The following is a 24,183-nucleotide window of genomic DNA, read 5'->3' on the forward strand; positions in this document are numbered from 1 at the left end:
AAATCACTGCGGAAGTGCGGTCGACGCAAGGCCGCCCGCTACGCGAGGTTGAACTTTTTAAACGCGTAGCGGCGGGGCTTGTCTTCGCCGCGATTGAGGTTTGTCAACAATCCCGGAAGCAGAAGCCTATCTTCTCTTCGCATCGGTGAGCGGCAGATGAGAACGTCTGTCGGCCACCAGCATGTTTTTGGCCCCACCCGGGCACGGGTGGACCACCAATGACAAGGCCATCAGCGCCCCCGTTTGAGATGGAGGTTATTGCTTGCGGTCCGATACCGGGGACGATAAATTGACACCACATGACCGACGAAATCGAACAACTGCAACGTCGTATCCTCGAAAATCGGGGGACTATTCCGACTCATGTCGCCATTATCATGGACGGCAACGGACGCTGGGCGGCTATGCGGGATAAGCCGCGCACCTACGGCCATGAGGCCGGAGTTAAAGCGGTGAAGGAAGTGGTTAGTGCGGCGGGTGAAATCGGAGTCAAGTATCTCACGCTATACACTTTCTCAGTCGAGAACTGGAAACGCCCACGTGAAGAAGTAGCGGCGTTGATGTCGCTGCTGACTCGAACCACGCGACGGGAAATCAAGGAGTTGATGGAGTCCGATGTCAAGCTGATTACGACCGGACGGATCAACGGCCTCTCAGCGACGCGACGCAAAGTCCTGCAACAAGCTGAGGAAAAAACCCGCAACAACCAGGGACTGGTGTTGAACCTGGCTCTCAATTACGGCGGGCGTACGGAGATTCTCGATGCCGTCAAGGCAATCTCCAGCTCGGTTGCCGCCGGTTTGATCGACATTGCTGATATTGACGAGGAGTTGTTTGCGAGTTTTCTCTACACGGCCAATCTGCCCGATCCGGACTTGTTGATCAGGACTTCGGGTGAGCACCGGATATCGAATTTCCTGCTCTGGCAAACCAGCTATACGGAGCTTTATATAATCGACATCCTCTGGCCCGATTTCGGCCGGCTGGAACTGTTTCAGGCGATCGATAATTACCAGAAGCGTGAGCGACGTTTCGGGCGCGTGGGAGCGAAGGGCTCAAAATGAGCAAGAATCTGATTGCGCGTATTGCGGTCGCGGCCGTGGCGATTCCGATTATTTTGTGGATTTGCTATGAGGGGGGAGCCTGGCTGTTCGGAATGCTGCTTTTGTTCGCTGCTATTGGAGCGATAGAGTTTTTCCTCGGTGAAGGGAGCAAACCGACCGGGGGACTTTTCTGGATCGGTCTGCTGACCGTAGCCGTCAATTTCGCGGTAATATCCGGAGCCTGCTTAGGGCGATTCTGTCCGGCTGAGACGATTCGCGGGGCATTCGGCAGTCTGGGTATGGTTGTTCCCAGTTTGTTCTTTTTCACGTTTACGGCGATGATACTGGCGGTAGGTAAAGAGCCGCCTTCGGAACTGTTCAAGCGGCACAGCCGGATCGTATGGGGTGTGCTTTATCTGTCGTTGTTGTATCCGATGGTTTATCGGGTCGGTCATGGTTATGCCGATATCTCCGGCGGTAACTGGCTGTTGTTCCTGTTCGGTTTACTTTGGGTCGGGGATACGGCTGCGATGTGGACCGGCATGGCCATCGGCAAACACAAGCTGGCTCCGGCGGTATCACCCAATAAAACGATCGAGGGATTTATCGGCGGAATCGCAGGTGCGCTGGCCGTTACGGTTTTAATGTATTTCTGGAAATTCAATTCCTTCTCCTTTGGCCATTTATTGGCGATTGGAGCGGGGTGCTCAGTATGCGGCCAGTTGGGGGATCTGGTCGAATCGATGTGGAAACGCTCGCTTGGAATCAAAGACTCCTCAGCCCTGATCCCCGGCCACGGGGGTGTGCTGGATCGTTTCGACTCACTTCTCTTCGCAGCGCCGTTCATGTATTTCTATCTGCGCCTGTTGGCATGATTAAAATCATCGATCTGTTTTTTGCCGCACGGCCTTTTCTGCATCTGCCGATCTGGTCGGTATATTTCATGGCCCTGATTATCGCGGGGGGGAGATCGTCCGATCTGACCTGGTGGGATGGACTGGCGTTGTTGTCGCTAAGCATGACGGCAGCGGGAGCGTTCTTTTTGAACCAGCTCTATGATATTGAATCCGACCGGATTAATAAGAAGTTGGGTTTTCTTCAGCGCGGTTTTCTCACTTCGGGACAGATGCAGGCTGGCTATTTAATCCTGACGCTGTGCGGGCTTATAGGAGCCGGATTGGTGTCGATGCTGTTTCTGACTTTGACGGCATTACAGGTGACGCTCGGATATTGTTACAGCGCCCCGAAGTTGAAATTCAAGGATCGCCCGCTGGCTGGATTGGTAACTAATGCGGTGAGTTTCGGTTTGCTTATCCCGCTGGCGGCCGCTGCCGTGCGGCAGGTCTGTTTTCATGCGGTTGATTGGCAGCTTGGTTTATATTTCTTCCTGACGGTAGCCTCGATGCATACCCTTACGACGATCCCTGATCGCGCCGGCGATGCCGCTGCCGATAAGCGGACGATTGGGGTGATATTGAGTTTTCGTAGTGCTGTGATGACGGCGTTGGTTCTGGTGGGGCTCTCAATTTATCCGGCGGTTATGGTTGGCGATGTTGCGCTGCTTAGTTTGTCGGTGATAAGTGCGCTGGTGACTTTTATCGCTCTGTTGGTGAAGCGGGAACGACTGATTTTGCTGGCCGCTAAATTGCCGCTGGCGTTACTGACGCTTTTCGCCGGATATCACTATCCTTATTATCTCCTGTTTATTGTTGCCCTGCTGTTTTTAACCCGGATATATTATCGCCAGCGGTTCAGTCAAACGTACCCTAAGCTGGCATGAAATACTCACTTACCATATTCACGGCCCTGATGGTTTTGGTCGGGTGTACCCCCAATCCGCGATTTCGCAGCGGGGGGACTGAGGCGTCTCCCGAAAGAGTAACAGCTTCTGAAACCAGAACGGGATATACTACGAATGACCTGCTTCGCCTGGGTCGAATCATGCGCAGCTTCCTGGGGAAACCGTATGCGGGAACCTCGCGTTATGAAGAGGGGGTGGATTGCAGCGGCTTCGTCCAGGAAGTGTTCCGCCAGTTTGATCGCAGTATCTATTTGCCCCGCACGGTAGCCGAACAAGTGAACCAGGGATTCGAGGTGTCGCGTCGCAGTTTGGCCTATGGCGATCTGGTCTTTTTCAATACTGTCGGGGCGCGAATTTCGCATGTCGGCATCTACACCGGTCATAACGAGTTCATTCATGCCTCCAGCTCCCAGGGGGTGGTAATTTCATCGCTGACCGAAAATTACTGGTCCAAACGATTCGTTACGGCACGCCGTATCCTGGGCAAACCGACCAATCCCAAACGGTCATGAAAACTCTGCCCGACGCTCTCAAAGTGAAGCTGAAGAATCTCCCCACCGGTCCCGGTGTCTATATGTTTCGTGACGAGAGCGGGAAGATCATTTATATCGGCAAGGCTAAAGTCCTGCGCAACCGGGTGCGGTCATATTTCCAGGGATCGCGGGGGCATGATGCCAAGACTGCACGGTTGGTGTCGCGCGTGGCGGATGTCGAGTTGATGGTGACTGCTACCGAGGTTGAGGCGTTGATCCTTGAGGCCAATCTGGTGCGCGAGCACAAGCCGCGTTACAACGTGGCGCTCAAAGACGACAAACATTTTCCTTATATCAAAATCACCACCGATGAACCTTTTCCCCGGGTGCTGATCGTTCGCCGCCTTGAGAGGGACAACGCGACTTATTTCGGACCGTATACCAGCGCCAAATCGATGCGTTCGACAGTGGCTCTGCTGACGCGGCTGTTCACCATTCGTACCTGCAACCTGACCATTCCGCATCCCTCGGGCAAGCCGCAACCGGTTTGCCTCGATTATTACATCAAACGCTGCAGCGGGCCATGCGCCGGTCACCAGAACAGTGAGGAGTACAAGGAGCTGGTCGATGCCGTCGTTATGGTGTTATCGGGGCGCAGCAGTAAGCTGATCGACCGATTAACCAAAAAGATGCAGGTCGCTTCCGACGCTATGGAATACGAGCAAGCGGCCGTGTTGCGGGATCAGATAGAGGCGATCCGCAAGATAATGATCAAACAGAACGTCGATATCGGGGAAATAGTTGACCGGGATATCGTATCCATCGCACGAGAGAAACGAGATGCGGTGGCGGTCGTAATGCAAATCCGCGAGGGGGTGTTGATCGGACGTCAGGATTTCCAGCTTACGGCCGATGAGGACGATCCCAATGAAACGGTGCTGGATACTTTCCTCAAACAGTATTATAACCACCAGCCCAATCTGCCCGACGAGTTATGTCTGCCGCTGGATATCCCCGAGACCGATCTTTTGGCCGCCTGGCTCAGGCAACTCAAGGGAAGTCCGGTGCGGATCAAGTCGCCCAAAGCGCGCGGACACGTTCGGCTGGTCGAACTGGCGGCGGCCAACGCTCGCCTGTTGCTCGATGAGTTGTTGATCCAGAAACGGGGCCAGGCCGAGCGCACGAGCAAGATGGTTTCTTCGTTGCAGGAACAGTTGGGACTCTACACGGCGCCGCGTCGTATTTCCTGCTTCGATATTTCCAACACGGGGGAGACCGACGCCGTGGGCTCGTGTGTGTTTTTCGAAAACGGCAAACCTAAAAAGAGCGGTTATCGGCATTTCAAAATTAAGACGATCAAGGGACAGGATGATTTCGCCATGATGCGGGAGGTTATCGGGCGCTATTTCAGCCGGATTCGCGATGAAGAAATTGATCCGCCCGATCTGGTGGTGGTCGACGGTGGCAAGGGGCAGCTTTCGTCGGCGCTGGCGGAGCTTCAGGCGCAGGGTTTCTCCGACCAGGCCGTGATCGGACTGGCCAAGCGACTGGAAGAGGTGTTCCGACCGGGAGAATCGGACCCGGTCACACTAGACCGACGTTCCCCGGCGTTGATGCTGCTGAAGCAGGTCCGGGACGAAGCCCACCGGTTCGCGATCACCTACAACCGCAAGGTGCGGTCCAAGCGGACGATCAAATCGGCGCTCGATGATATCCCCGGCATCGGCCCGGCTAAGCGGAAACTCCTGTTGGACAAGTTCGGTTCGGTGGCGCAGATCAAGCAGGCTTCGCTGGAGGAATTGACCGCGTTGCAGGGAATCAACGAAAAGCTGGCGCGGCTGATTATGGACGCCATTAAACCGGATTAGTGCTTGCCCCGGTTGAGGGAGAATCTTTATCCTAAGCCATGCAACAACCCCAGGCATATACGGTCGCGGCCATAACGCGGATAATCAAGGACCTGCTGGAACAATCGTTGCCGTCGGTCTGGATCGAGGGGGAGATTTCCAATTACGTCCATCATTCGTCCGGGCATCGTTATTTCAATCTCAAGGATGCCCATGCGAACCTGCGCGCCACTATCTGGCGTTCGGCCGGATCGGCTTTAAAATTCGAGCCGGAAAACGGCCAGAAGGTGCTGGCATTCGGCGATATCACCGTCTATGAAAAAGGCGGCAGCTACCAACTCAATTGCCGTAAGCTGGTTCCGGTGGGGGTGGGGGAGTTGGAGTTGGCGTTTCGTCAGCTTCATGAGAAACTGACGGCTGAAGGGCTTTTTGAAGAAGATCGCAAGAAACCGATTCCGGCTTATCCGCGAAGGATCGGGGTGGTAACATCGCCGACCGGAGCCGCAATCAGGGATATCATCCAGATATCGGGACGGCGCAATCCGGCCGTGGAACTTATTATTTATCCGGCCAAGGTCCAGGGAGACGGCGCCGAAACGACAATAGCGCGTGGAATCGAGTATTTCAACGGTCGTGATGATATCGACCTGCTCATCGTCGGGCGCGGCGGCGGATCACTCGAAGATCTCTGGCCGTTCAATACGGAAATAACCGTGCGGGCGATTGCCGCCTCGCGCTTGCCGGTAATCTCGGCGGTAGGGCATGAGGTGGACATAACGTTGTCCGATCTCGTGGCCGACCTGCGTGCTCCGACACCTTCGGCGGCAGCGGAACTGGCCGTCTGGTCGTTGTCGGACACCCGTGAATTCGTGGATGGCAATATCACGCGGCAGGCTTCGATTTTAAGTCGCCGGGTTGACCATGCTCGCACGACGTTAAAAGCTCAGTTGAGCCGACCGGTTTTTAAGCGGCCGCTGGAGATGATCCGTCAGCGTCAACAGGCGCTTGATTATGCCGTACAGGCGCTGATGACCTCGGGAAAAAACTGTTTTGAATCGGGACGCAACCGCTTATCTTTGGCCGTGACCAAACTGGAGACGCTCTCGCCCCTCAAGATTCTGTCACGCGGATATTCGGTCAGTCGTCGTCTCCCCAAACATCAGGTGCTCCGTTCTACGGGCGACATTCTCCCCGGTGACCGTATGGAAACTCTCTTATCGGACGGCGAAGTCGTGTCGTTCGTGGAGTCGATCCGAAAGGATGAAAAGAAATGTCGTCAGGCAAAAAACTGAGTTTTGAAGAGGCGCTGGAACGGCTGGAAGAGATAACGGCCGAGATGGAATCGACCGAGGCCTCTTTGGATCAGTCGATCGAGTTGTATACCGAGGGGCTCAAGCTGGCTCAGGAATGCCATAAAAAACTCGAAGCAGCCGAACAAAAAATCAAAATAATCGCCGAGAAAAACGGCGCTCTGGTTGAAGAAACATTCACGCGCGATAGTAGTGAAGAGTAATGGAAGTGGCAGCGATAGACGGACGCCAGTATCTTGCCGACAGTCGTGAGTTGACCAATCGGCTGTTGCGGAAGTATCTTCCAGCCGAAGACCGAGAGCCGACTTCGCTTCATAAGGCGATGCGTTATTCCGCTCTTGCGGACGGCAAACGGTTGCGACCGACTCTTTGTCTGGCCGCGTATGAATTTTGCGGCGGCAATGCCGACGGCGAAGACCTCCCGGTTCATTTCGCCATGGCGGCGCTGGAAATGGTTCATGCTTATTCGCTGATTCATGATGATCTGCCGTGCATGGACGACGATGACTTGCGACGCGGTATCCCTACTTGTCACAAGCAGTTCGGCGAAGCGATGGCGGTTTTGGCCGGTGATGCCCTGCACGTGGCGGCGTTCGAGTTGATGACTCGTACCGAATCCATTGAAGCGATTCGGGAGTTGGCCGAAGCGGTTGACACCGAAGGCATGCTGGGCGGCCAGGTGGCCGATATCGAGGCGGAAGGCCGCGATAGTATCACGCTGGAAGAAGTCGTCAATATCCATCGCCGCAAGACCGGGGCGCTGTTGCGTGGCTCGGTCCGGATCGGGGCGATTTTAGCCGGCGCCGAACCGGGGCTGCTTGAGCGGTTGACCTCTTATGCGGAGAAAATCGGGCTGGCTTTCCAGATCGTAGATGATATTCTGGATGTGGTCGGCGATGAACAATTGTTGGGCAAGGATATCGGGTCCGATAGTAAAAATCAAAAAGCGACTTATCCGGCCGCGGTCGGTCTCGATCGAGCGCGTAAGGACGCCCGTGACCTGATCCGGCAAGCTGAAGAGGCGCTCGGTGATAAAGCGGGCGACAACATGCTGACCTATATTGCCCGTTTTATCGGGCAACGAGATTTCTGATTGGTTACGTATACACAAATATGAAGTATCTGCCTTTCATAGAGAATCCTTCCGATCTGAAGCGACTGTCAGAAGAAGAGCTGACGGTTCTTGCCGAAGAGATCCGGGAGGAGCTGATCGCCACGGTATCGAAAACCGGCGGTCATTTGGCCACCAACCTCGGTTCGGTAGAGTTTACGATTGCCCTGCATTACGTGTTCGACTGCCCGCGCGACAAATTCGTCTGGGATGTCGGGCATCAGGTCTACCCCCACAAGTTGCTGACGGGACGGCGGGAATCGTTCGGCACAATTCGCCAGAACGATGGTCTCTCCGGATTCACGAAACAGACCGAATCCGAGTACGACTGCTATGGAGCGGGGCATGCCTCGACTTCGATTTCAGCCGCCCTTGGACTGGCGGCGGCGCGTGACCATGCCGGATTGGATCACAAGGTGGTTGCGATTATCGGCGACGGCTCCATGACCGGTGGTCTCGCTTTTGAGGGACTAAACAATGCCGGATCGTCCAAACGCGATCTACTGGTTATTCTCAACGATAATCATTGGTCGATTTCGAAAAACGTGGGGGCGCTGTCGAAATATCTGACCTCGATCATGGTGGACGAGAAATTCAATCGTTTGCGTGATGAAATCTGGGAGCTTACAGGTCGTTTCAAACGGCGCGATAAAATCCGGGCCACGATCTCACACCTGGAGAAATCACTCAAGGGATTTCTTGCCCCGGGGATGGTATTCCAGAGTTTGGGGTTTCGGTATTTCGGCCCGATTGACGGTCATGACCTGCCGCTGGTGATCCGAACACTGGAGAGTATCAAACATCTTAGCGGACCGATCATGTTGCATCTGGCGACGGTCAAGGGGAAAGGGTATCAACCGGCCGAAGGTGATCCGACCAAGTTCCACGGTGTAGGTAAGTTCGATAAAGTGACCGGCAAACCAACCGGAAAAACATCTTCATTGCCGTCATACACGAACGTCTTCGGTGACATGTTGGCCGAGTTGGCTGAAAAGAACGAAAGAATCGTGGCCATCACGGCCGCCATGACGACCGGCACCGGGCTGGTGAAGTTTTCCGAAAAATTCCCGGATCGTTTATACGATGTCGGTATTGCCGAGGGCCATGCCGGTTGTTTTGCGGCAGGGCTGGCTACCGGAGGGATGAGACCCTATTTGACGATCTATTCGACATTCATGCAGCGGGCCCTGGACCAGTTGATTCACGATATCGCTCTCCAGAAACTGCCGGTCGTGATCTGCATGGATCGAGCCGGTCTCGTCGGGGCTGACGGTCCTACCCATCATGGTGTGTTTGATCTGTCGCTGTTCAACAGTGTCCCTAATCTGACGGTAGCGGCGCCGCGTGACGGCAACGAATTACGCTCAATGTTGTACTATACGGCAACCAATGATCTCACCGGGCCGGTAGCAATTCGTTATCCCCGCGCCAACGTTCCGACCCCGATAGAGGATAAAGTAGAAGAAATTCGCTGGGGGCGCTGGACCGAGTTAACCGAGTCGAAGGATATCGTGATCATCGGTGTCGGTACCATGGTAACGGAAGCGCTGGCGGCAGCGGATTTACTTAAGGCCGAAGGCATCGAAACCGCCGTCGTGAACGCGCGCTTCATCAAACCGCTGGATGTCGATCTGCTCGACGAACTTCGGGGGCGCTGTCGGGTGATCGTGACTATCGAAGAAAACAGCCTGGTCGGTGGTTTTGGATCATCGGTGGCCGACTATTTACTGGAAGCCGGTTATAGCGGCCGTTTTAAGGCGATGGGTATTCCGGATAAGTTTATCACGCACGGCGATCGCACTACTCTTTTACGTGCGATTGAATTGGACGCCAGAGGGATTGTCGATACGGTCAAGCGCCTGGCGGCATCCGTACCTTCGGATGAGGAAGAGAAACCGTCCTCAGTGCGGTTGCAACCGGAAGCGAAGACCAAAGGTGATGCTTATCATTCCGCCGTTCAGGATGAAAAGGGGCGAAGCTGACTATGAGAATTGGGGTAATTTCCAATATCAAGCGCGAAGGTTCGGATGATGCCATCCGGATCATTTTGGACTGGGCTCGAAGCACCGGGCACGAGATTGTCGCTTCCCCGGACCTCGAGCACATGCGTAGCGACGAGTTAGACATCGGTTCACTTCAACAAGTGACTGCCGATAGTGATATCGTGGTCTCGATGGGAGGCGACGGTACCTATCTGGCTTCGGTCCGCGCGGTGGGAGCTACCGGGACACCCTTGCTGGGGATTAATCTCGGTTCACTGGGATTTCTGACGCAGCTTACTCCCGAAGAACTTCCCGCGGCTCTCGATGCCATCACTCGGGGGCAGTACCGGGTGGAAGAGCGGATGATGCTGGAGGTTTCCACCGGAGGCAAGCATCGGCTCGAAAGCCCGTATGCCTTGAACGATGTGGTCGTAGACAATGGACCAATCAGCCGAATAATCGATATCGATCTGACGGTTAATGGGGAACCGATTGTGACCTATCGGGCCGATGGCCTGATTATCTCGACTCCGACCGGTTCAACCGCTTACTCGCTGGCGTGTGGCGGCCCGATTATGAATCCTTCGATGGATGGGATTATTTGTACGCCGATCTCTCCGTTCAGTCTCTCAGTGCGACCGATGATTTTTGCTGCGTCCGATGTGTTGCAAATGCGGGTGCGGTCGGAGCACGAAGTGGCTGGTTTAACTTTGGATGGACAAGTAATGGCGCCGCTGGTTGATACCGACGTGATTACGGTACGGCGAGCTTCGTTCCGCACTCGTTTCATTGTTTTCCCGGGGAATTCCTCTTTCTATAAAGTGCTCAAGAAGAAGCTGCACTGGGGTATAGTACCATCCGCACGCGGTGATGAAGATTGATCGACAGGCTTCTGTTAGTCAGAATTCACTTGCCAAAATAGAACTCGCCGAATAACTTGCGGCCTGCAAGCGGGAGTAACTCAATTGGTAGAGTCACGGCCTTCCAAGCCGTTGGTCGCGGGTTCGAACCCCGTCTCCCGCTTTTTTGTCTCTCGCCGGTTCTGTCTACTGTTTAAGTGCTGATCCGATAAGGGGATAGGTGCTCCCGGGATGGTTTTTCGGTGTTTTATGAAAATTCTGTGCGAAAAATGAACAGAATCGCTAATAAAGCCGGAGTAGACTGCCGATTTTCTTGTTAGGCCGGCTGCTGGGAACTTTTTTCATTTTTTTTGCCCTATATGAAGAAATCCCTTGACAGTATTTTCTGGCCCACTATATATGGGGTCTGCCTTGATTAGGCACAGGCTATTTTTGTGGCCGGTAAACAGTTAGAATAAGAAGAGAAGCCCAGATAGCTCAGTCGGTAGAGCACATCCTTGGTAAGGATGAGGTCACCAGTTCAATCCTGGTTCTGGGCTTTTTAGACCATAACGGAGGAAGTCGAAGGCTATGGCGAAGGAGAAGTTTGAGCGGACCAAGCCGCACGTGAACGTAGGTACGATTGGTCACGTAGATCATGGCAAGACGACGTTGACGGCGGCGATGACGATGGTATTGGCCCGGAAGAACAAGACGGCCGTACGCTCGTTTGATTCGATTGACAACGCCCCCGAGGAGCGCGAGCGGGGAATCACGATCGCGACCGCGCACGTGGAGTATGAGTCAGACAAACGACACTATGCGCACGTGGATTGTCCGGGACACGCGGACTATGTGAAGAACATGATCACGGGAGCGGCCCAGATGGACGGAGCGATTCTGGTGGTAAGCGCCGCCGACGGTCCGATGCCGCAGACGCGTGAGCACATCTTGTTGGCTCGCCAGGTCGGTGTTCCGTACATCGTGGTGTACATGAACAAGGTGGACCAGGTTGACGATCCGGAGTTGCTAGATTTGGTGGAGTTGGAGGTTCGCGATCTTCTTTCGAGCTATCAGTTTCCGGGAGATGATATTCCGGTGATCCGAGGTTCGGCGTTGGAAGCGATGACGGCCGGAGCGGATCTCTCGAAGAGTCTTGATGATCCGGCGTTCAAGTCGATCTTTGAGTTGATCGAGGCGTTGGATAGTTACATTCCTGAGCCCAAGCGCGACAAGGACAAGCCGTTTTTGATGCCGGTCGAGGACGTGTTTTCGATCACGGGTCGCGGAACGGTAGCGACGGGTCGTATTGAGCGTGGCCAGGTGAAGATGGGTGAGACTTTGGAGATCATCGGCATTCGCGACACGCGCAAGACGGTGTGTACGGGTGTCGAGATGTTCAAGAAGATTCTCGATTACGGCGAGGCTGGTGACAACGTAGGTTTGTTGCTTCGCGGTATCGACAAGGACGAGATCGAGCGTGGAATGGTTCTGGCACAGCCTGGTTCGATAACTCCTCACACGAAGTTCCGTGCTGAGGTGTACGTATTGAGCAAGGACGAGGGTGGTCGTCACACGCCGTTCTTTACGGGATATCGTCCTCAGTTTTATTTTCGTACGACGGACGTGACGGGTGTCGCGACGCTTCAGGAAGGCGTCGAGATGGTCATGCCTGGAGACAACGTGACAATAGATGTGGAGTTGATCACGCCGATCGCGATGGAGAAAGAGCTTCGTTTCGCGATTCGTGAAGGCGGCCGAACGGTCGGCGCCGGGGTCATCGCCGAGATTTTTGAATAAAAACGCAAATGTAAACGCGGGTTAGCAATCGATGCCGAGAGAACGTGTCATACTAGCTTGTGGTGAGTGCAAACGTCGTAACTACGTTACGATGAAGAATAAACGGTTGCACCCGGAGCGTGTAGAGTATCGCAAGTATTGCAGTCATTGCAATAAACATACTGTACACAAAGAAGCTAGATAATAAAAATCACAGGCCAGTAGCTCCAACTGGTAGAGCGCCGGTCTCCAAAACCGGATGCTGGGGGTTCGAATCCCTCCTGGCCTGCATTGATCATAAGTAGGTTATTTTGGAGAAGATCAAAAAATACCTCAGAGAGGTTGTCGCGGAGCTTCGTAAGGTCACCTGGCCGACGAAAGATGAGTTGATCGGTTCCACGATCGTTACGATCGTAGTGTCGTTCATCGTGGCGATCTTCATCGGTATCGTCGATCGCATTCTCTCGTGGGGAATCACGACGATTTTCGGCGGGGGTCTTGGAGGGTAAGTTACAGATGGCGCTTCGCTGGTATGCGGTTCACACCTATTCGGGTCATGAACACAAGGCCAAGCGATATCTCGAGTCGGCAATAGTAAATGCCGGTCTGGAGGATAAGTTTGGCGACGTGTTGGTGCCGACCGAAGAGGTCACGGAGATGAGGCAGGGGAAACGGTCGACGACGACCAAGAAGTTTCTTCCCAGCTACATCCTGGTCCAAATGGAATTGGACAAAGTCACACAGGAGTTAGTGGTGTCGACACCCGGTATTACCAATTTTGTCGGTGGCGCCGGTAAGCCGATCCCGCTCAAAAACCAGGAGGTTGAGCGGATTGTCGGCCAGATCGACAAGAGCCGTACCGAAGAACCTACTGATATTCCGTTCCAGGCGGGTGATTCCGTCAAGGTCTGTGACGGACCTTTCGCTGACTTCACCGGGACTGTTAGCGAAGTCAATATGGAACGACGGAAGGTGAAAGTAATGGTTTCCATCTTTGGTCGCCCCACTCCAGTGGAGTTGGATTTCCTGCAGGTGGAAATAGCCAAAAAATAGAAAAAGACTCATTCTGGAGCAGATAGACAAGTGGCTAAGAAAATCGAAGGGTACATCAAACTGCAGATTCCGGCCGGAGCGGCCAATCCGGCTCCCCCGGTGGGCCCGGCGCTCGGTCAGCGCGGCGTCAATATCATGGAGTTCTGCAAGGCGTTCAACGAGCGGACCAAAGAAGGTAAAGGTCTGTTAACGCCGGTGATCATAACCGTCTACCATGACAAATCGTTCTCCTTCATAACCAAAACCCCGCCCGCGTCGACACTTCTGTTGAAGGCGGCCAAGCTCAAGAAGGGTTCCGGGGTTCCCAATAAAGATAAGGTGGGCAGAGTCACGGCTGACCAGGTGCGCGAGATCGCAGAGGCTAAAATGGCCGATTTGAACGCTGCCGATGTCGAGGCGGCGATGCGAATCATCGAAGGTACCGCGCGCTCGATGGGTATCGAAGTGACTCGTTAGGAAAGATATCCGTAACCAGCCGGATTGTCCGGCTCAAACATTCGTCCGTACCCGGGGCAAGCATGGTTGCGCCCGGGGAGAATAGGAGACCATGAAGAGATCAAAAAACTACAAAGCGTATCGCGAGAAAATCGACCGCACCAAAGCCTACTCGCTTTCCGATGCAGTACATCTGCTGAAGGAAAACCATTACGTCAAGTTTGACGAATCGGTCGAAGTCGCTCTGCGTCTTGGCGTAAATCCCAAACATGCCGATCAAATGGTCCGTGGTACGGTGGCCTTGCCTCATGGTACCGGATCATCGGTTCGTGTTCTGGTTTTTGCCCAGGGCGAGAAGGCGACTGAAGCTGAATCCTCGGGCGCCGATTTCGTCGGTGGTGAGGAACTGGCCGAGAAGATTTTGGGCGGTTGGACAGACTTTGATGTCGCCGTAGCGACGCCGGACATGATGAAGGTGTGCGGTAAGCTCGGTAAGGTTCTCGGACCGCGTGGCCTTATGCCCAACCCGAAGACGGGCACGGTGACGATGGATATCGAGAAGACGATCAAAGAGTTAAAGGCGGGACGCATCGAGTTCCGAGTGGACAAGCAAGCCAACATCGCCTCGGCGGTGGGTAAGCTGTCGTTCGATGTTCAGAAGATAGAAGAAAACGTGCTGGCGTTTTTGGATGCCATCATGCGCGCCAAACCGGCTGCAGCCAAAGGCGCCTATCTTTTGGGAGCATCCATTTGTTCCTCGATGAGTCCGGGCTTGAAATTGGACCACGCCGAGATGGTCGCGAGCCTGAAGCGGTAGCCAGAGAGGAAGTTTGAGATGCCCAGACAGGATAAAATAGATGCCGTAGCGAAATACGGCGAGCTGTTTAAGGAATCCAACGCCTTCTTCGTTACCGATTACCAGGGGCTCAACGTGGCGGATATAACCGCTCTGCGTAAGAAATTGCGCGAGTCCAACGTTCGTTTCCTGATCGGTAAGAATACCCTTTTCAGCATCGCTGCCCGCGAAGCGAATATCGAAGGGTTGGATCAATATCTCGAGGGACCGACGGCAATAGCCTTTACATCCGAAGATCCGGCAGTGGCCGCGAAGATCCTGAATGAATCATTCAAGGATAAGGAACTGCCGAAAATGCGGGTGTTCTCACTGGAAGAGGAACTTCACGCCGGTAAAGAGATCGGTCGATTGGCCGACCTGCCGTCGAAGGAAATCCTCTATGCCCAGTTGGCGGCAGCCGTTGGTGCGCCGCTTACGAATTTGGCCGGAGCTTTGTCCGGGTTATTCCGTAAGTTGACGGGTGTGCTGATGTCCCTTGAGGAACAGAAGAAGAATGAGGGCTAACTGCCCGCAGAAGTTAGTCCTAGTTTGCGGTCCGGCAAGCCGGGACAATAAGAACTAGTTTAGACAAAAAAACATAACAATAACTAGCGAGGTTACGAAAGTGGCGAACGCAGCAATAGAAGAAATCGTTGACAAAATTGCGGCTCTGAGCGCAATGGATGTGGCCGATCTGATCAAGGCCATTGAAGACAAGTTTGGCGTAACCGCCGCCGCTCCGATGGCGGCCGTGGCTATCGCGGCTCCAGGCGCCGGCGCTGCCGAAGCCGAAGAGCAGACCGAATTCGACGTCGTGCTCACCGCGGTTGGCGACAAGAAGATCCAGGTTATCAAGGTTGTCCGTGAGGTTACCAGTCTGGGTCTGAAGGAAGCCAAGGACCTGGTGGAAGCCGCTCCGACGAAGGTTAAAGAAGCTCTGTCTAAGGACGAGGCCGAGAAAGTCAAGGCCAAGCTCGAAGAAGTCGGCGCTCAGGTAGATATTAAGTAACTACTGCAATAGGATCATCGGCCGGGAGCTTTGCCGCTCCCGGCCCGGTTTTTCGGGAGTATATCACTATTTTTAGGTTCCCATTCTTGTTTCCGGTTGGTTGATTGACTGCAATAGTGGCTCCCCAGATTGAGTTCGGGGAGAAGAAGTTATTTATGACAGAATCATCCAAGCCTTTGGATTATATACGAGTTCTTATCTGGTCCCCCGACGCTAGACGTGCGTTCGGGAGGCTTCATCTCTGTTTAGGAGGGTGATGCTTTGGCCCGTTCAGGAGTATTGACACGGAAAAGTTACGGTGTGCTGGCGGACGCCACTGATATGCCCAACCTGTTGGACGTTCAGACCCAGTCATACGAAGAATTTCTACAAGCCGAAATACCTCCGGACAAAAGGGAAAACAGAGGTCTCGAGCAGATCTTCAGAGAGATTTTCCCGGTTAACGATGTTCACGAGAATTACTCGCTGGAATACGTCAGTTACCATCTGGGACCGACGCGTTATTCGATCGAGGAATGCCGTGAACGCAATATGAGCTTTGCCGCTCCGCTCAAGGTTACGATGCGTTTGATCGTTCGTGACGCCGAGAAGGAAGACAAGGAAGTCAAGGATGTAATCGAGCAGGATGTTTATCTCGGCGAGCTGCCCCTTATCACTGAATGGGGGACTTTTATCATCAACGGCTCGGAGCGCGTGGTTGTCAGTCAGTTGCACCGTAGTCCCGGTGTCTTTTTCGACCAGACAACTCACCCTAACGGTAAAGAGTTGTATTCTGCACGCATTATCCCGTACCGTGGAAGCTGGGTCGAATTCGCCATGGATATCAACGATATCATGTTCGCTTATATCGACTCCAAACGGAAGCTCCCGGTTACCATGCTTCTTAGAGCGATCGGTTTCTCCAGCGATGAGGATATCGTAAGCGAATTTTACAAAGTGTCCCGGCTCGTTTTCAAGGGCAAGTCGCATGAAGAGTACGAGGGATGTTTCCTGGCCGAGACGATCGTTGACAAAGAAACCGGTGAAGTGGTCTTCGGTGTCGGCGAACCGCTGACGGAAACAGTCGTAGACAAACTGCAGGGAATGGGGTACAAACAGTGCCAGATGATTTCTTCCACGGAACGTCGTGAAACGTTTGTTATTCTGAATACCCTCAGGAAGGATCCGACCAAGAGCCGTGAAGAAGCTCTGGTAAAAATATACTCACTGCTTCGTCCGGGTGAGCCGCCCACGCTGGAAATGGCCGAGTCACTGCTGGAGAAGTTCTTTTTCTCCAACAAGCGCTATGATCTCGGTGAAGTCGGTCGCTACATGATCAACCAGCGGATGGGACTCAATATCCCGCTTGAATCCACGACCCTGGTCAATGATGATTTTCTTGCGATTATCCGCTACCTGATCGGTTTGTGTAATGACTCCGGTTTCACCGATGATATCGATCATCTGGGCAATCGCCGGGCGCGAACGGTTGGGGAGCTGCTGTCGAATTTATTCTCAGTAGGTCTTTCCCGCGTGGCTCGAACTATCCGCGAGCGGCTTTCGCTCAAAGATCAGGAAAACGTAACCCCGCAGTTGCTGGTCAACGCCCGTACCGTTTCATCCGTAATCGAGACATTCTTTGGATCCTCGCAGCTCTCGCAGTTCATGGACCAGACCAATCCGCTGTCTGAGTTGACGCATAAACGTCGTTTGTCCGCTCTCGGTCCGGGTGGTTTGACGCGTGAACGAGCCGGCTTTGAGGTCCGTGACGTACACCACACGCATTATGGCCGTCTTTGTCCGATTGAGACTCCGGAAGGTCCGAACATCGGTCTGATTACCTCGTTGGCTACCTTTGCCCGTATCAACCGTTACGGTTTTCTCGAAACACCGTATCGTCGCGTGGAAAATGGCGAAGTCACGAATGATATTCATTATCTGTCGGCGGACGAGGAAGATCGGCATTACATAGCCAATTGCGAAGAGCCGCTTGACGAGACCAATCATTTCGTCCATAAGCGTATCTTCGTACGCCGTCGTTCGGAATATCCGGCGGTTTCACCCGATGAAATCGAATACATGGACGTGTCGCCGAGGCAGATCGTCTCGGTGGCGGCGGCGTTGATTCCGTTCCTCGAACACGACGACGCCAACCGCGCTCTCATGGGTTCGAACATGCAACGCCAGGCAGTACCGCTTCTGCGCACCGATGCTCCGGTCGTGGGAACCGGTATTGAAGCCAAGGTGGCGGCGGATGCCGGAGCGGTGATTCGTTCGAAGCATGCCGGAGAGGTTGTGTTCGTTGACAGCACCCGAGTCGTCATCAGGCCGCAGTCGAAGACGCGAGTCGGTCAGTTGGGATATATCGAAGATGTCGAATATCACCTGACGAAGTACCGCCGTTCCAACCAGGACACCTGTATCAATTATCGTCCGACAGTCGGACCCGGTGTCGAGGTGAAGGTGGGGGATATCATCGCCGACGGCCCGGCCGTTGATCGCGGTGAACTGGCCCTCGGGCATAACACGCTGGTGGCTTTCATGCCCTGGCGCGGTTATAACTTCGAGGATGCGATTATTCTTTCCGAGCGTCTCGTACGCGAGGATATTTTCACTTCGATTCATATCGAGGAATACGAACTGCAAGTCCGCGATACCAAACGCGGCGCGGAAGAAGTAACCCGTGAAATTCCCAACGTATCGGAAGAAGCGCTGCTGAATCTGGACGAACGGGGAATAATACGTATCGGCGCCGAAGTCGAAGCGGGCGACATTCTCGTCGGCAAGGTTACGCCTAAAGGTGAAACCGAGCTGTCTCCGGAGGAGCGTTTGCTCCGAGCTATTTTCGGGGAGAAAGCGGGTGATGTCCGTGATGCCAGTTTGAAGGCGCCGCCCGGTATGAAGGGCGTTGTTATCAAGACACAGGTCTTCAGTCGTAAAGAGCGCACCGAAGAAGCCAAGAAGCTGGAGAAGCAGCAAGTTGCGGAGATCAAGAAGGATTTCAACTTGAAGATCCACAACATCGAGAAGCTGCGAGCGCAACGTATCGGTGAATTGCTGGACGACCAGAGTTCGCAGACGGTTCGTTCGGCTGCCGACAATGCGGTTTTAATCCGTGCCGGTCATAAATTCCAGGCTGACTTCTTTGCCGATTACGATTTTGCCAACGCCGTCGCGCCGGAAGGCTATTGCAAGGACGCCACGATCAACAAGCACGTTGAGAACGTGCTGGAAGAAGCGGCGAACCTGATCGAGAAGAAACGCGAAGAGATGGAAGTCGAGATCGACAAAGTGGTACGCGGTGCGGAACTCCCGCCGGGTGTCAAGCAGTTGGTCAAGGTGACTATCGCTATTCGCCGTAAGATCTCGGTCGGCGATAAGATGGCCGGTCGCCACGGTAACAAGGGTGTCGTTTCACGCATTGTGCCGATCGAAGACATGCCGTACCAGGCTGATGGTATCCCGGTGGATATTATTCTCAATCCGCTTGGCGTCCCGTCCCGTATGAATGTCGGCCAGATTCTGGAGACGCACCTGGGCTGGGCGGCCATGGCTCTCGGTGAGCATGTCGCAACACCGGTGTTCGAGGGAGCCTCGATCGAACAGATCAAGGAAAAACTCGCTTCAGCCGGGTTGCCTGAAGATGGAAAACTCACTCTGTATGACGGTCTCACCGGAAATGCCTTCGATAACCGGATCACCGTCGGATATATATACATTCTCAAACTGTCGCACCTGGTGGATGATAAGATCCACGCCAGGTCGATAGGACCCTATTCGCTGGTTACCCAGCAGCCGTTGGGCGGTAAAGCCCAGTTCGGCGGCCAGCGATTCGGTGAAATGGAGGTCTGGGCGCTCGAGGCTTACGGCGCTGCCTACGCTCTGCAGGAAATGCTGACGGTCAAGTCGGACGACGTGACCGGCCGCAGCCGGGTGTATGAAGCGATCGTCAAGGGCGAAAATCCACCGGAACCGGGTTATCCGGAAGCGTTCAACGTTCTCATTAAGGAACTGCAGGCGCTTGGTTTGGATGTGAAGCTCCTGGAGGAGTAATTAGGGTCAGGCAAAGAGGTCTGCTTTGGGCAGACTGTGGACAATAGAGGAGTTAGTGCCATGGTAGATATTTTGGATCAAAAACCGGCGCCGAAGAAGCCGTCTGAGTTCGCGGCCATACAGGTTCAGATGGCGTCGCCGGATGTAATCCTGTCGTGGTCTTACGGCGAAGTAACCAAGCCGGAGACTATCAACTACCGTTCTTTCAAACCGGAACGCGATGGGCTCTTCTGTGAGCGCATTTTCGGTCCGGTTAAAGACTGGGAATGTAACTGCGGCAAGTACAAACGCATTCGTTTCCGGGGAATCGTTTGTGATCGCTGCGGGGTAGAGGTGACGCAATCCAAGGTGCGGCGTGAGCGCATGGGCCATATCCAATTGGCCGTGCCGGTTTCGCACATTTGGTATTTCAAATCTCTGCCGTCCCGTATCGGGCACTTGCTGGATCTCTCCATCCGCGAACTGGAGAAGATTCTCTATTACGAAGCATACCTGATGATCGACCCGGGCAACTCCTCTTATGCCAAAGGCGACACCCTCAGTGAAGAAGAGTATATGGAGCTGGAGGAAGCCGGCAAGACGTTCGATGCTCGTATGGGCGCCGAAGCGGTCCGGGAACTCCTCTCTCAGATAGATATCGACGAGATGGCCGTTACGCTTCGTGCGCAGGCTAAAGTGGAAACATCAGTTCAGCGTAAGAAGGATATCCTGAAGCGGCTGCGCATCATCGAATCGTTCCGGCAATCGAACAACCGACCGGAATGGATGGTGCTAAGTGTCATCCCGGTACTGCCGCCCGATCTGCGGCCGCTGGTGCCGCTTGACGGCGGTCGTTTTGCCACTTCCGATCTGAACGACCTGTATCGTCGGGTGATCAACCGCAACAACCGCCTCAAGAAACTCATCGAGATTCAGGCGCCGGATGTGATTCTCCGCAATGAGAAGCGCATGTTGCAGGAAGCGGTTGACGCTTTGTTCGATAATGGTCGCAGGACTTACTCGGTACGTGGTGATTCCAAACGGCCGCTCAAATCGCTTTCTGATTTGCTCAAGGGTAAACAGGGGCGGTTCCGTCAGAACCTGCTCGGTAAACGTGTCGATTATTCCGGTCGTTCGGTGATCGTGGTTGGTCCGGAGTTGCGTCTTGACCAGTGCGGTCTTCCCAAGAATATGGCGCTGGAGCTGTTCAAGCCCTTTATCATCATGAAACTTGAAGAAAAGGGTTACGTGCAGACCGTTAAATCAGCCAAACGGCTGGTTGAAAAGGAACGGCCCGAGGTTTGGGATATCCTCGAGGAAATCATCGAAGATCACCCGGTGATGCTCAACCGCGCGCCTACTCTGCACCGACTCGGTATCCAGGCTTTTTATCCGGTGCTGGTCGAGGGTAAGGCGATTCGTCTGCATCCGCTGGTCTGCGCGGCTTTCAACGCGGACTTCGACGGCGACCAGATGGCAGTGCACGTGCCGCTTTCATTTGAGGCTCAACTCGAGGCTCGCCTGCTGATGCTCTCTACGAACAACGTATTGTTGCCTCGTTCAGGGCGTCCGGTGGCGGTCCCGTCGCAGGATATCGTGCTCGGTTGCTACTACCTGACCAAGATTCGTCCCGGAGTCAAAGGTGAAGGGATGGCCTTCTCCAGTCCGAATGAAGCCATTGCCGCCAATGCCGCCGGTGCTCTTGATTTACACGCTCGTATTCATGTTCGCATGAACGGGCAGGTGATGGATACTTCGATCGGCCGGATCATTTTCAATAACATTCTTCCGCCCGGGACGTCGTTCTTCAACGATGTCGCCGCTCGCGGTCAGTTGGGCGATCTTGTCGCCACTTCATACTGGCGGCTGGGTCGGGATGATACTGTTGATTTCCTCGATCGGTTGAAGTACATCGGTTTCGAGTATGCTACCAAAGCCGGTGTGACCGTATCGATCGAGGATCTGGTTGTTCCCGAAGCCAAGAACCAGATTATTGCCGAAGCGCACGAGGAAATCAAAAAGATCCAGAAGCGCTATGAGCGTGGTGTGATCACCAACGGTGAGCGTTACAACCAGGTTATTGACACCTGGACCGGAGCTACCAACAGCGTTGCCGAAGTTATGTTCGAGAATCTCTCTCAGCAGGAAGACGGTTTCAATCCGGTGTTCATGATGGCTGATTCCGGTGCTCGTGGTTCCAAAGAGCAGATTCGTCAGTTGGCCGGTATGCGTGGACTGATGGCTAAGCCGCAGAAGAAGATCACCGGCGGAGTCGGTGAAATTATCGAGAACCCGATTGTGGCCAATTTCCGTGAAGGCTTATCCGTACAGGAATACTTCATCTCGACTCACGGTGCTCGTAAGGGATTGGCTGATACGGCTCTGAAAACGGCCGACGCCGGTTATCTGACGCGCCGTCTGGTCGATGTTGCCCAGGATGTGATTATCCGTTCAGGTGACTGCGGCACGATTCTTGGCCTTGAAGTGGAAGCTTTGAAAGAAGGCGAAGAAGTTATCGAGTCGCTTTCCGATCGTGTTCTGGGGCGTGTGTCGGCTGATGATATTTACGATCCGATTACCGACGAGTTGATCGTGGAGGCCGGTCAGGAAATTCGTGAGGAACAGGCCGAAGCGATCGAAGAAGCCGGTGTCGAGAGCGTGCGTATCCGTTCCGTATTGACTTGTGAGGCCAAACACGGGGTCTGCGCCGCCTGTTACGGACGTAACCTCGCGACCATGAGGATGGTCGAGGTCGGGGAAGCCGTGGGTGTAATCGCGGCTCAGTCTATCGGTGAACCGGGCACGCAGTTGACCCTCCGTACTTTCCACATCGGCGGCGCCGCCGCTCGTATCGCCGAACAATCACAGGTGGTTTCGAAGTATACCGGTTCGGTGAAGCTGGAAAACGTCAAAACGGTCGACCTTCCCGACGGTACCTGTATGGTGATCAGCCGTGACGGTATCGGTGAGGCTCACATTATCGATGAGCGTGGCCGCACCCGTTCCCGTCTGAAGATTCCATACGGCGCACACTTGCTTGCCAAGGATGAACAGACGCTTGAACGCGGGCACACCATCTACGAATGGGATCCTTATACCCGGACTATTCTTTCGGAACGAGCCGGTAAGATCAAGTTCAAGGATATTATTCCCGATGTTTCGGTACGTGAAGCCGTAGACAGTCAGACCGGTTTGATCCAGTTGATCATCATTGACACCAAGGAGAAGAGCCTGTTCCCGACCATTTTGATCGAGGACAAGGCGGGCAAAACGGTCGGTAATTATCGAATCCCGACCGATGCTCAGCTCCAGGTCCAGGATGGTCAGAAGGTCGAACGTGGTGAGATCCTGGTGAAAATGCCACGCATGATCGCCAAGTCGCGCGATATTACCGGCGGTTTGCCGCGGGTAGCCGAGTTGTTCGAAGCTCGTCGACCGCACGACCCGGCGGTTATTTCGGAGATCGAAGGAATCGTCGAGTTCGGCAAGATCGTTCGCGGTCAGCAGCAGATCATTGTCAAGGGCGATCAGGACGAAGAACGCGACTATCTCATCCCGCACGGCAAACACCTCATGGTACACGCGGGTGACCGTGTCGAAGCCGGTGAGCGACTTTGTGAAGGGGCTATCGATCCTCACGATATCCTGGACATCTTGGGAGTATTCGAGGCGCAGGCCTACCTGGTTAATGAAATCCAGGAAGTCTACCGTCTCCAGGGCGTGAAGATCAATGATAAGCATATCGAGACGATTGTGCGCCAGATGATGCAGAAAGTTCAGATCGAGACGGTCGGTGAAACCAACTTCCTGGAAGGGGAGAAGGTTGATAAAATCAAGTTCGCCGAAGAAAACGCCCGGGTCATTGCCGAGGGTGGTGAACCGTCGACTTCTCGACCGCTCCTGCTCGGTATCACCAGAGCCTCGCTGTCAACCGACAGTTTCATTTCGGCGGCTTCCTTCCAGGAAACCACCAAGGTACTGACGGAAGCAGCGGTGTCGGGCAAGGTGGATTACCTGTTGGGACTCAAAGAGAACGTGATTATCGGTCATTTGATCCCGGCCGGGACCGGTATTGATGCTTATAAGAATGTATCGGTGGAACATGAAGACGGCGAACCGGATACGGGGGATAGCCCCGATAACGGCGAACCGGCCTCGATAGCTGATATTTTTGACAAAAACTCTTGACACAGATAGCCAATTCTCGTAATATGTGCGTCTGTTTGGGAATAAATTCCCGTGTATTGTGGTATATTTAGGAGATATTTTGCCGACTATTAATCAGTTGATTCGCAAGGGCCGCAAGGTTGTCACCGAGTCCACCAAGACTCCGGCTCTAAAAAGCTGCCCGCAGAAGCGCGGTGTTTGTACTCGTGTATATACCTCGACGCCGAAGAAGCCGAACTCGGCTTTGCGCAAGGTAGCCAGAGTCCGTTTGACCAACCAGATGGAAGTCACGGCTTATATCCCGGGTGAAGGCCACAATCTGCAGGAACACTCGATAGTTATGATCCGCGGCGGTCGTATTAAAGATTTGCCGGGGGTCCGTTATCATATTATCCGGGGCACCATGGATACGTCCGGGGTTGCCGAAAGAAAACGGAGCCGTTCGAAATACGGCACCAAGCGTCCAAAGGCTTAAGTTAAGATAGGCT

At 54.0% G+C, this 24,183-nt stretch carries 21 protein-coding genes and 3 tRNA genes; all 24 read left to right on the forward strand.

All coding sequences use genetic code 11. The features are described 5' to 3' along the window. Positions 1 to 299: 299 nt before the first annotated feature. The 24 genes from PLF13_12940 to rpsL all read left to right on the forward strand — a co-directional run bounded on the left by PLF13_12940 (position 300) and on the right by rpsL (position 24,170). Positions 300 to 1,064, forward strand: a complete 765-nt coding sequence (locus PLF13_12940) for an isoprenyl transferase (protein HOP08186.1) — start codon at positions 300 to 302, stop codon at positions 1,062 to 1,064. Then, positions 1,061 to 1,918 carry a phosphatidate cytidylyltransferase gene (locus PLF13_12945; protein HOP08187.1) on the forward strand — a complete coding sequence of 286 codons (858 nt, stop codon included), beginning with the start codon at positions 1,061 to 1,063 and terminating at the stop codon, positions 1,916 to 1,918. Before PLF13_12940 ends, PLF13_12945 begins: the two co-directional genes overlap by 4 nt. Then, positions 1,915 to 2,823, forward strand: coding sequence for a UbiA family prenyltransferase (locus tag PLF13_12950; protein HOP08188.1), 909 nt, complete (start codon positions 1,915 to 1,917; stop codon positions 2,821 to 2,823). The genes PLF13_12945 and PLF13_12950 overlap by 4 nt, the downstream gene beginning before the upstream one ends. Further along, positions 2,820 to 3,356 (forward strand): NlpC/P60 family protein, encoded by a 537-nt coding sequence (locus tag PLF13_12955; GenBank protein HOP08189.1) that lies wholly within the window; start codon positions 2,820 to 2,822, stop codon positions 3,354 to 3,356. The genes PLF13_12950 and PLF13_12955 overlap by 4 nt, the downstream gene beginning before the upstream one ends. Beyond that, the gene (gene uvrC, locus PLF13_12960) at positions 3,353 to 5,185 is read left to right on the forward strand and encodes an excinuclease ABC subunit UvrC (GenBank protein HOP08190.1); all 1,833 of its coding nucleotides are present in this window, start codon (positions 3,353 to 3,355) and stop codon (positions 5,183 to 5,185) included. The genes PLF13_12955 and uvrC overlap by 4 nt, the downstream gene beginning before the upstream one ends. Positions 5,186 to 5,223: 38 nt before the next feature. Further along, positions 5,224 to 6,456, forward strand: coding sequence for an exodeoxyribonuclease VII large subunit (xseA, locus tag PLF13_12965; GenBank protein HOP08191.1), 1,233 nt, complete (start codon positions 5,224 to 5,226; stop codon positions 6,454 to 6,456). Beyond that, a complete protein-coding gene (xseB, locus tag PLF13_12970; GenBank protein ID HOP08192.1) occupies positions 6,435 to 6,677 on the forward strand; it encodes an exodeoxyribonuclease VII small subunit in 243 nt (80 codons plus the stop codon). Before xseA ends, xseB begins: the two co-directional genes overlap by 22 nt. Positions 6,678 to 6,682: 5 nt before the next feature. Beyond that, the gene (locus PLF13_12975) at positions 6,683 to 7,567 is read left to right on the forward strand and encodes a polyprenyl synthetase family protein (GenBank protein HOP08193.1); all 885 of its coding nucleotides are present in this window, start codon (positions 6,683 to 6,685) and stop codon (positions 7,565 to 7,567) included. Between the two features lie 20 nt (positions 7,568 to 7,587). Next, complete coding sequence (gene dxs / locus PLF13_12980) at positions 7,588 to 9,567, forward strand: 1-deoxy-D-xylulose-5-phosphate synthase (GenBank protein ID HOP08194.1); 1,980 nt, start codon at positions 7,588 to 7,590, stop codon at positions 9,565 to 9,567. A gap of 2 nt (positions 9,568 to 9,569) precedes the next feature. After that, complete coding sequence (locus PLF13_12985; GenBank protein ID HOP08195.1) at positions 9,570 to 10,448, forward strand: NAD(+)/NADH kinase; 879 nt, start codon at positions 9,570 to 9,572, stop codon at positions 10,446 to 10,448. Positions 10,449 to 10,517: 69 nt separating this feature from the next. Beyond that, positions 10,518 to 10,590: transfer RNA gene (locus PLF13_12990), tRNA-Gly, on the forward strand. A 303-nt stretch (positions 10,591 to 10,893) separates the two neighbouring features. Then, positions 10,894 to 10,966 (forward strand) — tRNA-Thr (locus PLF13_12995). 31 nt (positions 10,967 to 10,997) lie between these two features. After that, complete coding sequence (tuf, locus tag PLF13_13000; protein HOP08196.1) at positions 10,998 to 12,206, forward strand: elongation factor Tu; 1,209 nt, start codon at positions 10,998 to 11,000, stop codon at positions 12,204 to 12,206. 31 nt (positions 12,207 to 12,237) lie between these two features. Further along, a complete protein-coding gene (rpmG, locus tag PLF13_13005; GenBank protein HOP08197.1) occupies positions 12,238 to 12,390 on the forward strand; it encodes a 50S ribosomal protein L33 in 153 nt (50 codons plus the stop codon). A gap of 10 nt (positions 12,391 to 12,400) precedes the next feature. After that, a tRNA-Trp gene (locus PLF13_13010) sits at positions 12,401 to 12,474 on the forward strand. 22 nt (positions 12,475 to 12,496) lie between these two features. Beyond that, the gene (secE, locus tag PLF13_13015; protein HOP08198.1) at positions 12,497 to 12,694 is read left to right on the forward strand and encodes a preprotein translocase subunit SecE; all 198 of its coding nucleotides are present in this window, start codon (positions 12,497 to 12,499) and stop codon (positions 12,692 to 12,694) included. 7 nt (positions 12,695 to 12,701) lie between these two features. Continuing rightward, positions 12,702 to 13,238 (forward strand): transcription termination/antitermination protein NusG, encoded by a 537-nt coding sequence (nusG, locus tag PLF13_13020; protein HOP08199.1) that lies wholly within the window; start codon positions 12,702 to 12,704, stop codon positions 13,236 to 13,238. A 30-nt stretch (positions 13,239 to 13,268) separates the two neighbouring features. Beyond that, positions 13,269 to 13,694 (forward strand): 50S ribosomal protein L11, encoded by a 426-nt coding sequence (gene rplK / locus PLF13_13025; GenBank protein ID HOP08200.1) that lies wholly within the window; start codon positions 13,269 to 13,271, stop codon positions 13,692 to 13,694. Positions 13,695 to 13,785: 91 nt separating this feature from the next. Further along, positions 13,786 to 14,490 (forward strand): 50S ribosomal protein L1, encoded by a 705-nt coding sequence (gene rplA, locus PLF13_13030; GenBank protein HOP08201.1) that lies wholly within the window; start codon positions 13,786 to 13,788, stop codon positions 14,488 to 14,490. 18 nt (positions 14,491 to 14,508) lie between these two features. Then, positions 14,509 to 15,033 (forward strand): 50S ribosomal protein L10, encoded by a 525-nt coding sequence (gene rplJ / locus PLF13_13035; protein HOP08202.1) that lies wholly within the window; start codon positions 14,509 to 14,511, stop codon positions 15,031 to 15,033. 100 nt (positions 15,034 to 15,133) lie between these two features. Next, a complete protein-coding gene (rplL, locus tag PLF13_13040) occupies positions 15,134 to 15,517 on the forward strand; it encodes a 50S ribosomal protein L7/L12 (GenBank protein ID HOP08203.1) in 384 nt (127 codons plus the stop codon). 279 nt (positions 15,518 to 15,796) lie between these two features. Next, a complete protein-coding gene (gene rpoB / locus PLF13_13045; protein HOP08204.1) occupies positions 15,797 to 19,549 on the forward strand; it encodes a DNA-directed RNA polymerase subunit beta in 3,753 nt (1,250 codons plus the stop codon). Positions 19,550 to 19,609: 60 nt separating this feature from the next. Then, the gene (gene rpoC, locus PLF13_13050; protein HOP08205.1) at positions 19,610 to 23,716 is read left to right on the forward strand and encodes a DNA-directed RNA polymerase subunit beta'; all 4,107 of its coding nucleotides are present in this window, start codon (positions 19,610 to 19,612) and stop codon (positions 23,714 to 23,716) included. A gap of 79 nt (positions 23,717 to 23,795) precedes the next feature. Further along, entirely contained in the window at positions 23,796 to 24,170 is a 375-nt protein-coding gene (gene rpsL / locus PLF13_13055; GenBank protein HOP08206.1) for a 30S ribosomal protein S12, read from the forward strand. Positions 24,171 to 24,183 lie beyond the last annotated feature (13 nt).

The organism is Candidatus Zixiibacteriota bacterium, from assembly GCA_035380245.1.
Lineage (GTDB): Bacteria > Zixibacteria > MSB-5A5 > GN15 > FEB-12 > DAOSXA01.